At 68.2% G+C, this 9,045-nt stretch carries 10 protein-coding genes; 3 read left to right on the top strand and 7 right to left on the bottom strand.

The genetic code is table 11. From position 1 onward, the window contains the following. Positions 1–22: 22 nt before the first annotated feature. Together EPL00_RS11035 and EPL00_RS11030 are read right to left on the bottom strand one after the other, a co-directional pair. A complete protein-coding gene (locus tag EPL00_RS11035; protein WP_135852655.1) occupies positions 23–919 on the bottom strand; it encodes a winged helix-turn-helix domain-containing protein in 897 nt (298 codons plus the stop codon). Between the two features lie 13 nt (positions 920–932). Further along, on the bottom strand, positions 933–1,250 hold the full coding sequence (locus EPL00_RS11030) for a HalOD1 output domain-containing protein (RefSeq protein WP_135852656.1): 318 nt from the start codon (positions 1,248–1,250) through the stop codon (positions 933–935). A 281-nt stretch (positions 1,251–1,531) separates the two neighbouring features. Here EPL00_RS11030 and EPL00_RS11025 point away from each other — a divergent pair, with 281 nt between their 5' ends. Beyond that, positions 1,532–2,170: a twin-arginine translocation signal domain-containing protein gene (locus EPL00_RS11025; RefSeq protein ID WP_135852657.1), complete on the top strand. Its 639-nt coding sequence runs from the start codon at positions 1,532–1,534 to the stop codon at positions 2,168–2,170. 106 nt (positions 2,171–2,276) lie between these two features. On the opposite strand, the gene aroC is transcribed toward EPL00_RS11025, so the two are convergent. Continuing rightward, positions 2,277–3,443, bottom strand: coding sequence for a chorismate synthase (gene aroC, locus EPL00_RS11020; RefSeq protein ID WP_135852658.1), 1,167 nt, complete (start codon positions 3,441–3,443; stop codon positions 2,277–2,279). 115 nt (positions 3,444–3,558) lie between these two features. Between aroC and EPL00_RS11015 the strand changes: the two genes are divergently transcribed. After that, the gene (locus EPL00_RS11015; RefSeq protein WP_135852659.1) at positions 3,559–4,653 is read left to right on the top strand and encodes a calcium/sodium antiporter; all 1,095 of its coding nucleotides are present in this window, start codon (positions 3,559–3,561) and stop codon (positions 4,651–4,653) included. A gap of 149 nt (positions 4,654–4,802) precedes the next feature. Here EPL00_RS11015 and EPL00_RS11010 read toward each other — a convergent pair whose 3' ends face one another. From EPL00_RS11010 to EPL00_RS10995, 4 genes are all read right to left on the bottom strand, one after another. Continuing rightward, complete coding sequence (locus tag EPL00_RS11010; protein ID WP_135852660.1) at positions 4,803–6,098, bottom strand: alkaline phosphatase family protein; 1,296 nt, start codon at positions 6,096–6,098, stop codon at positions 4,803–4,805. 53 nt (positions 6,099–6,151) lie between these two features. Continuing rightward, positions 6,152–7,474, bottom strand: a complete 1,323-nt coding sequence (gene aroA, locus EPL00_RS11005) for a 3-phosphoshikimate 1-carboxyvinyltransferase (RefSeq protein ID WP_135852661.1) — start codon at positions 7,472–7,474, stop codon at positions 6,152–6,154. A gap of 105 nt (positions 7,475–7,579) precedes the next feature. Continuing rightward, entirely contained in the window at positions 7,580–8,065 is a 486-nt protein-coding gene (locus EPL00_RS11000) for a universal stress protein (protein WP_135852662.1), read from the bottom strand. Between the two features lie 51 nt (positions 8,066–8,116). Further along, complete coding sequence (locus EPL00_RS10995; RefSeq protein WP_135852663.1) at positions 8,117–8,401, bottom strand: hypothetical protein; 285 nt, start codon at positions 8,399–8,401, stop codon at positions 8,117–8,119. An 85-nt stretch (positions 8,402–8,486) separates the two neighbouring features. Here EPL00_RS10995 and EPL00_RS10990 point away from each other — a divergent pair, with 85 nt between their 5' ends. Continuing rightward, positions 8,487–9,002, top strand: a complete 516-nt coding sequence (locus EPL00_RS10990) for a hypothetical protein (RefSeq protein ID WP_135852664.1) — start codon at positions 8,487–8,489, stop codon at positions 9,000–9,002. Positions 9,003–9,045: the final 43 nt, after the last annotated feature.

The raw sequence follows: 9,045 nt of genomic DNA, 5'->3' as shown, positions 1-9,045 counted from the left end.
TCGGACCGAGGAGCGACGCCGCTCAGTATCGGTCGTCGTCGGCTCCGCGGAGCCGCCGGAGGTACGGTTCGACGCGCTCGAAGTAGTCGCCCGGTTCGACGCGGTCGGCCGCGCGGTCGTGGACGACGACGCCGTACTCGGCGAGTTTCGGCAGGTGGACGTGGCGAAGCGAGGTCGCGGCCCGGTCGCGGTCCACGGAACTCCGGTCGGCGATTCGGTCGGCCAGCGCCGGGACCGAGCGCGGGTCGCCGTCGGCCAGCGCGTCGAGGACGCACCGGCGTCGGGGGTCGGCGACGACGTGGAAACAGTCGTCCACCGAAGGGCGAGTCACCGACGGAGCCGCCGTTTCGACGGTCTCGACCACGGTGTCGAACAGCGAGGCGACCTCGCGGACGACCCGACGCTCGTGGGCGGCGGGGCGCAGACAGAAGTAGCCGACGGCGTCGCGGGTGTCCAGCGCACGGAGGAACTCCTCGAGGAACTCGGCGACCGCCGAGGAGTCCTCGCGTGCGAGGAGGTCGGACAGCGAGTCGAAGTAGACCATCGTGTCGCCGCCGGACGGCCACCCGTCGAGGTAGTTCGTCACGGCCGCGCGCATCCCGTCGGTGTCGGTCGGGTCCGCGACGCCGCGGAGCGGCGTCCGGTCGGCAGGCAACGGCGCGCTCGCGGCGGCCGACGAGCGCATCTGTTCGCCGACGCTGACGACGCCGACGTTTCGGGGCGGCCGGTCCACGCGCTCGCGCCACTCGTGGAGGAAGCGTTCGGACTGTCTGTACGTCACCGCGACCGCCTCCGTGGGGTCTTCGGTCAGCAAATCGAGCAGTACGTCGAATCGCGAATCGTCGTCGTTCGTCCGGCGCAGGACCAACTTGTGTGGGTCGCAGTCGATGCAGGTCCGGACGAGTTTCGTATCTTGCACACCACTCACCTCCTCAGTCGTCTGAAACGGGTTCGTCTACGATTCGGACGCGGCCGTCGCTCCGCACGAGGACTTCGAGACCGCAGACCCGAAACGCGGTCCGGGCCTTGCCCTCGTCGTCGGCGAACAGCGAGTCGAGTGCATCCGGGTCGATTCTCTCGGCGATGGGGATGACCGTCTCCGTCGGGTCTACGTCGGCGACTTCGGCGATAGCTTCGATGACGACATCGCTCAGCGTCGCCGGGCCGTCCGGGTCGTACGTCGCGCGGTAGACGCCGGAACGGTCGGGCGATTCGGTCAGCCCCGGATTTTCGTTGGTATCGTTTCCCATGTTACTTTTAGACACGTTTCCGACCCTACGTCGTATTCATCACGAAGGTCCAATAAATTTACGGGCAGATGGCTCGCGAGGGTCGAGCGGGCGAATCGCTCGACTGAATCGGGTCCCCCTGCGTAATAGAACAGTAATTTTAGCAACGGTGGGACGCTCGGCACCGCAAAACTGTTTTCGTCGATTGGAAAGGTTTCATTACGACTGTCCCGGCGACTGAGAGCGTACAACGATTGACCCCATTTAATCCGTTGGCGGAGGACTAGAGAGTGAGGGGTTTCATGACACAACAGTCATCCCGTCGTCGTTTCCTGAAAGCGACGGCAGCGACAGGCGCATTGGCGGGTATCAACGCGACGGTCCTCGCACAAGGCCAGAGCGGGAACGAGGAGGTCATCCTCCTCGGCGGATACACGAGAGCGTGGCAGGGGTATCGGCTCCCCGGAAGCGCAGAGGCGACCGGGAGCGCGAACCCGACCCTGAACCTACAGGCGGGGACGACCTACACGCTGATGTGGCAGAACGGCGACGGGGTGGGCCACAACTTCGCGATTCAGGACTCGCAGGGTAACAACCTCCAAGTCCTCGAACCGCTGTCGGTCCAGCCGGATGTCTTCGAGCAAATCAACCAGACCCAAGCGGGACAGAACGTCACGCTGGACGTATCGGGCGGCAACGTCACGGGCGTCAGTAACGGGACCGGCGGCAACGCGACCGGTGGCGGCGGCCAGCAGTCCACCGAATCGCTCGTCGCGCAGACGGAGATAATCTCCGAGCAGGGCGCGGTACAGGCCGTCCGGTTCACCGCGACCCAAGAGATGGCCCAGTACATCTGCATCGTCCACCCGAACACGATGGTCGGCGACGTGTCGGTGTCGGGCGGTGGCGGCGGCGCGGGCAACAACAGTTCCGGACAGTAGCGTTCCGGACAGGACCGCGCCGAATCGGGGTTCGACCGAACCGTCTCTTTTGCCATTTTCACGGTCTCTCGACCTCGCCGAGACGCTTCCCGACCTCGCTAGGACGCTACTCGTTGTGCGGACTGCTCGGGTGGTAGTCGGTGTCGTACTCGCCGGGTCGGTCGTCCACGCGGTCGGGGTTGATGCGACCGCCCAGCAGCATGAAGTCCACGAGCGTCAGCGCGAGCATCGACTCCACGACCGGGACGCCGCGAGGAGGTAACACCGGGTCGTGGCGGCCGATGACCTGTTCGTCTTTCTGTTCGCCGGTCTCCCAATCGACGGTGGTCTGGGTCTTGGGAATCGAGGTCGGCGCGTGGAGCGTCACCTCGCCGTAGATGGGTTCGCCGGTCGTGATGCCGCCCTGTAGCCCGCCGTGGTCGTTCTCGACGGGTACGGGGTCGCTCTCGTCGGGGTTTTCCGGGTCAGTGAATTTCCACTCGTCGTTGCGCTCGCTCCCGGTGTACTCGCGAGCCTCGCGGCCGAGACCGAACTCGAAGGCCGTCGCGGCGGGCACGCTCATCATCGCCTGCCCGAGTCGGGCCTGCACCGAGTCGAACCGCGGCGCGCCGAGTCCGCGCGGGACCCCGCGAGCCTCGAAGTAGATAGAGCCGCCGATGGAGTCGCCCTCCTGTTGGTACTCGTCGATGCGCTCGCGCATCTCGTCGGCGGTCTCGGGGTGAGCGCACCTGACCTCGTTCTCCTCGCTGTGTTCGAGTAGCTCCTCGAAGGAGACCGCCGGAGCCTCGATGTCGCCGATCTGGTTGACGTGGGCCTTGAGTTGCACCCCCTCGCTGGCGAGAATCTTCTTCGCTATCGCTCCGGCCGCGACCCAGTTGACCGTCTCGCGCGCGGACGACCGGCCGCCGCCGCCCCAGTTGCGTGTGCCGAACTTCGCCGAGTAGGTAAAATCGCCGTGGGAGGGCCGCGGCGCGGTGATGAAGGGTTCGTACTTCTCGGAGCGGGCGTCCTTGTTGTCGATGACCATCCCGATGGGCGTCCCCGTGGTGTAGCCGTCTTGGAGGCCGGACTTGATGGACACGTGGTCGGGTTCGCCTCGGCTGGTCGTTATCATCGACTGGCCGGGCTTCCGGCGGTCGAGGTCTTCCTGTACGTCCTCCTCGTCCAGTTCCAGTCCGGCCGGACAGCCCGAGACGGTGACACCCATCGCCTCGCCGTGGCTCTCGCCGAAGGTAGTCACCTGAAAGAGGCGTCCGAAGCTGTTTCCGTTCATTGCAGGAGTGTTGGTCGGCGCGGGTATTTATGGTTTGGAGATGCCGCAATCGGCGTCGGCGGCGGGTCGCCGACGATTCTTTGCCGTTCCGGCCGGTAGCGAACCCACGAACCTCATGGCAGGACAGTTGGTCGTGCAGGTCGGTCTCCTCGTCGCGACCGTCGTCGGTCTCTGGATAGGCGCGCGACTGCTGGTCGATTCGGTCGTTCGACTCGCCCGCGGGGCCGGACTCTCGGAGCTGGTCATCGGACTCACCGTCGTCGCGGTCGGCACCTCGACGCCGGAGTTGGCCGTCAGCCTCGACGCCGCGCTCGCCGGGGCGGGAGACATCGCGGTCGCCAACGTCGTCGGGTCGAACATCTACAACGTCGCGTTCATCCTCGGGGTGGTCTCGCTGGTCCGGGTCGTTCCCATCGAGCGGTCGCTGGTCCACCGCGACGGCCTCGCGCTCGCCGCGACGACGCTGGCCGGGGTCGCCGCGATGGCCGACCTGACTATCGGACGCGTCGAGGGACTGGTGTTCATCGCCTCGTTCGTCGCTTACACGTGGTATCTGATTCGCTCGGAGTCGAACCCCGAGGAGGGCGACGGCGGTCGGTCCCCGACCGGCGCGGCCCCGGACGACCGGGAGACCGTCCCCGTCGCCGGAGGGGCGGACAGGGCGACGACGGCCGACCGCGCGGAGACCGCGACCCCCAACGCGGAGCCGCCGGCCGACCGCGCGGAGACGCTGGCCGACGACGGCGAGCGGACCTCCTCGACCGCCCGGAACGCGGGCACGCTGGTCGCCGGACTCGCGGTCGTGTTGGTGAGCGGTCACTTCATGGTCGAGGCGGCGACCGAACTCGCGCTCGCGGCTGGCGTCTCCCCGTGGGTCGTCGGCGGGACCATCGTCGCCGCGGGGACCTCGACGCCCGAGTTCGCCGTCTCGCTGGTGGCGATGCGCCGGGGGAGCGTCGGCGTCTCGGTCGGGAACGTCGTCGGGAGCAACGTCTTCAACATGGTCGGCGTCCTCGGTCTGGCCGCGCTCGTCCGCCCGCTGGCGGTTCCGGCCGCGGCGCTGGAGAGTCTGGCGTGGCTCACCGTCGTCGTCGGCGTTTTCGTCGCGGCGCTGTGGTCCGGGCGCAGACTCTCGCGCGCCGAGGGCGGCCTGTTCGCGCTGTCGGAGATTCTGCGGTGGATTCTGGGACTCCTCGGCATAGTCGGGTAGTCGGCCCCGCGGGTCTCGTTACACTCCGACCGTCTCGGCAGGGTTCCGTCGCGGCGAACGTGGAACGTCCGATTGCCGACGGCCCGGCGTCGCCGACGCAGTAGAGACTTATTTACCGTTCTTTACGAAACATTCGTACGTGCGAAGACTCACTCAACCAGTTCGTCCGCGCGAACGGCGGCGAACGGAACCAGCATCTCGTCGGGGTGGAGACCGCCGTGCATCCCGACGTACGCGAGTTCGCCGGGTTCCTCGTCGCCCCACCAGACCCCGAGGTCCCGATGGCAGACGACCACGTCGCCGAGTCGCCGCCGGAACGTCTCGGACGCCGGAGCGTCACCGAACAGGTCCCCGTCGAACGCCTCGCCGCCGGACGCCTCGCCGCCGAGGAGGTCGCCCTTCTCGAACACCCGCGCGTCCAAGTCGGCGCGCAGGTCCGCGACCACCGCTTCGGCGGCGTCGGCTCGCTGGCCCTCCTCGGCGCGGTCGTCGCGCAGATGGAGGTGGACGTTCCGCATGCTCCCGGCGAACTTGACCGGCGCGCCGTCTGCGCGCCGCCGGAGCGCCGCGAGGAGGTCCTCGCGCCGGTCGAGGTTCACGTTGCGCTCGGGGTCGGTGTTCACGTGGCCGTGGTCGGCCGTGACGACCAGCAGGGTCTCGTCGGCGGTGCCGTCCGCGTCGAGCGCCGAGACGGCCCCGTCCAGCGCGTCGAACACCGCTCCGACCGTCTCGCGGTAGTTCGGCGACTCGGTGCCCGACTCGTGGGCCGCGGCGTCCACGTGGTCGAGGTAGGCGAAGCAGTAGGCGGGGTCGGCGGCGTCCGCGACCGCTTCGGCGACGACCGCCGGGAACTCGTCCAGCGACTCGTAGGAGCGCGTCGTCGCGCCCGGTTCGGCGTCCTCGAACGGGACGACGTGGTGAGACGACACGCCCGCGTCGGCCAACTTCGGATAGAGCGGGTCGGCGTCGGCCACCTCCGAGCGCGGGACCGACGGTTCGTCGCCGTCTTTCGTCCGATAGAGAAGCGACTCGAACTCCTCGTCCGCGGTCGGTTCGTAGACGTTCCACCCCACCACGCCGTGTTCGACCGGGAGCGTCCCGGTGTGGAACGTCGTCATCGCCGCGGCGGTCTCGCTCGGGTAGATGGACGTGAGTGGCGTCACCCGACCCGCGGAACTCAGGCGGTCGAGGAGCGCGTGGTGGTCTCGCTCGCGTCGCCACTGCCGGAAGCCGAAGCCGTCCACCAGCACCACGAGGACTCGCTCGAACTCGTCGGAGACTCCAGCCAGCACGTCGTCGGGCAAGGTCCGCCCGGTCTCGACGCCCAGCGCGTCGGTCACGGTGTGAGGGACGTTCCCGAAGCAGTACCCCTCGTAGTCGGGGAACAGATAGCCGTCCTCCTCGAACTCCCGACGGAGGTTCTCGGCCACGTCGGTTCGGAGCATTCGCTGGCGATTTGATTCGTCGGCGAAAGTACGTTTCGAAGGTGTGAGAGAGACTACCGTTCGACGGTCGCGCCGAGGTCGTACAGCACGTCGAAGAAGTCGGGGAACGACACGTCAACGTGTTCGCCGCCCGAAATCGTCGTCGGACCGTCGGCCGCCAGCGCCGCGACGGCCAGCGACATGACGACGCGGTGGTCACCCCGGCCGTCGAGTTGCGCACCGGTCAACGCCGACTCGTCGCCGCGGATGGTCAGGGTCTCCTCGGTCTCGCTGGTCTCCGCGCCCAACTTCTCCAACTCCTCGGCCATCGCGCTCACGCGGTCGGTCTCCTTGTACCGGACGTGTTCGCAGTTGACGATGCGGGTCTCGCCGTCGGCGACAGCGCCCAGCACCGCGATGGTCGGCAGGAGGTCGGGCGTGTCGCCCACGTCCACCTCGACGCCGGAGAGTTCGGAGCGTTCGACCGTCGCCACGCCGTCGTCGCGGTTCCAGTCCACGTCCGCACCCATCCGACCCAACACGCCGACTATCTTCGAATCGCCCTGCGCGCTCGGGTACGCGCCCCGCACGCGGACCTCGCTCCCGTCGTCGGCGGCCATCGCACCCGCCGCCAGCAGGTACGAAATCGAGGAGAAGTCGCCGGGGACGTGGTACTCGCCGTCTTCGGGTTCGTAGAACTGGCCGCCCTCGACGTGGTAGGTGCCGCCGCTCGGACCGTCGTCGCCGTCCGCGCCGACGCCGCGCTTCCCGGCTTCGACGCCGAACTCGTCCAGTAGTTCGAGCGTGATATCGACGTAGGGCGCGGACTTGAGTTCGGTTTCGAGTTCGACCTCGCACCCTTCGTCCGTCACGGCCCCGGCCATCAGCAGGGCGGTCACGAACTGCGAGGAGACATCGCCGGGCATCGAGACGGTTCCGCCGGAGATGGGGCCGTCCACGACGAGCGGAGCCTGCCCGTTCTTGCGCGTGCTTCGGGCGCTCCCGCCCAACTCGTCGATGGCCCGAAGGAGCGGACCGTGAGGGCGCGAGCGCAGGGACCCGTCGCCGGTCAGGACCGTCCCGCCGTCCGCGAGCGCGGCGGCTCCGGTCACGAGGCGCATCGTCGTCCCGCTGTTTCCGCAGTCGATAACGTCGCCGGGCACCTCGGGGCGGCCGTCGAAGCCGTCCACGTCGAGGTGGTCCGACTCGCGGGTGACATCGCCGCCGAAGGCGTCCACGGCCCGCATCGTCGCTTTCGTGTCGGCGCTCACCAGCGGGTCGTAGACCAGCGCGCCGCCGGAGTAGCCCGCGGCCAGAATTGCCCGGTGCGTGTAGCTCTTCGAGGAGGGCGCGCGCGCCGCCCCCGAGAGCGTCGAAGGAGTTATCGTTACGTCCATATCCCGGCCGACGGTCCGGGGGCGTATCAGAATACCGGAGGTGGCGAAGTATTCGTCCCGCGAGAGGTAGGGTCTCCTTACCCGACGACTGCGACCCCGAGCGGGCTACCGGACGACGGTCACGGGCACCGTCGCGCGCCCGACGATCTCCTTCGCGGTCGAACCGACCAGCCCCTCGTAGCGGTCCGAGAGGCCGCGGTGGCCGACGAAGATGGCGTCGTACTCCTCGTCGTCGGACCCCATCCGACTGCTCGAAGGGCCTCGCCCTTCGGCGAACTCGGTGACGACTTCGACCGGTTCGCCGTACAGGAGACCGGTCTCGACCTCGACGCCCGCCTCGTCGCCGACCTCGGCGGCGTCTTCGAGGGCGGCTTGGGCATCCTCCTCGGCATCTTGCACGTCCTCGGCGACGAGTTCGTCGGCGGCCTCGGCGTAGCTCGTCGGCGGGTCGTCCCCGCCGGTGAAGAACTGCTCGGGCACGACGACGCTGACCGCGGTCACGTCGGCCCCGGTCGCGGCCGCCTGCTCGACCGCGTACCGGAGCGCGTCCATGCTCGGTTCGGAGCCATCGACCGCGACGAGGTACTTCATGCGAGATACTTCGACGCGACGGACAATCTGGATTGCGGCTAGGTCCCGCGCTCAGCCGTCGGCTTCCATCGCGTCGGCGATGCGCTCTACCGCCGCGACGAACCGCACGCCGAGGAGGAACCACCGCCACGCGAGGTACGCGCCGAACACCAGAATCACCAGTAGCACGCCGAGGAGTGGCCGGGTAGCGACGAGGACGCTGTAGAGCAGGACGAGGGCCGCGATGACCCCGAGCGCGACCCGCGTGGCGGTTGAGGGTTCGGAGGCACCAGAGGGTTCGGGGCCACTGGAGGAGTCACGGTCGGCGGCGCGCGACGAGTCGTCTTCGAGTGACATGTTCCGGGGTTCGGAGTCGGGGGTCGAAAACCTTCGGTCCGACCCCCGGAGAAAATTTTTACCGCGCCCGCGAGAGTCGCCGGACGTGCCACCGTCGAGACGAACTGCCCTCCGACTCTGCGCGGCCGCGCTCGCCGGGTCCGTCGCCGGATGCGCGGGGGCGTTGGACGGCGAGTCCGGCACGAGTGCCACCGACGCGACGACGACGGACGCCGAGGCCGAGACGACCCACGCGCTCGGCGTCGATACCTCGCTTCCGGAGGGTTCCGTCGAGTTCCCGGAGGGACCGAAGTCCCGACCCGAGCGCCCGGCCGACCTGACCGCCGAATCGGTCCGGGAGTTCGTCGCCGACTTCGAGCGCCGGTGGGTGTACAACGAACTGTACCGCGGCGAGTCGAGTTCGGTGCATCGGGAGTGCGGCGTCGAGTCGGTGCGGGAGTACGGCGAGGAGTTCCGGGTCGTCGCGTGGTGTTCGGCGTGGGTGAACTCCGGCGCGGGCGAGACGACCGTTCACGCCGATTATTTCACGCAGTACGCGACGTACTTCGTGGGACCGGACTCGCTGGTTCGACGCGAGGGGAGGTCGAGGACAAGAGATTGAGGGACTGGATTATCGGTCGTGTGGAAAACTGCTGTGATGGTAG

Origin of the sequence: Halorussus salinus (genome assembly GCF_004765815.2) — an archaeon.
In the GTDB taxonomy this organism is placed as follows: domain Archaea; phylum Halobacteriota; class Halobacteria; order Halobacteriales; family Haladaptataceae; genus Halorussus; species Halorussus salinus.
Note: the sequence above shows the minus strand (reverse complement) of the source record. Positions and strands in the feature narration are given on the sequence as shown.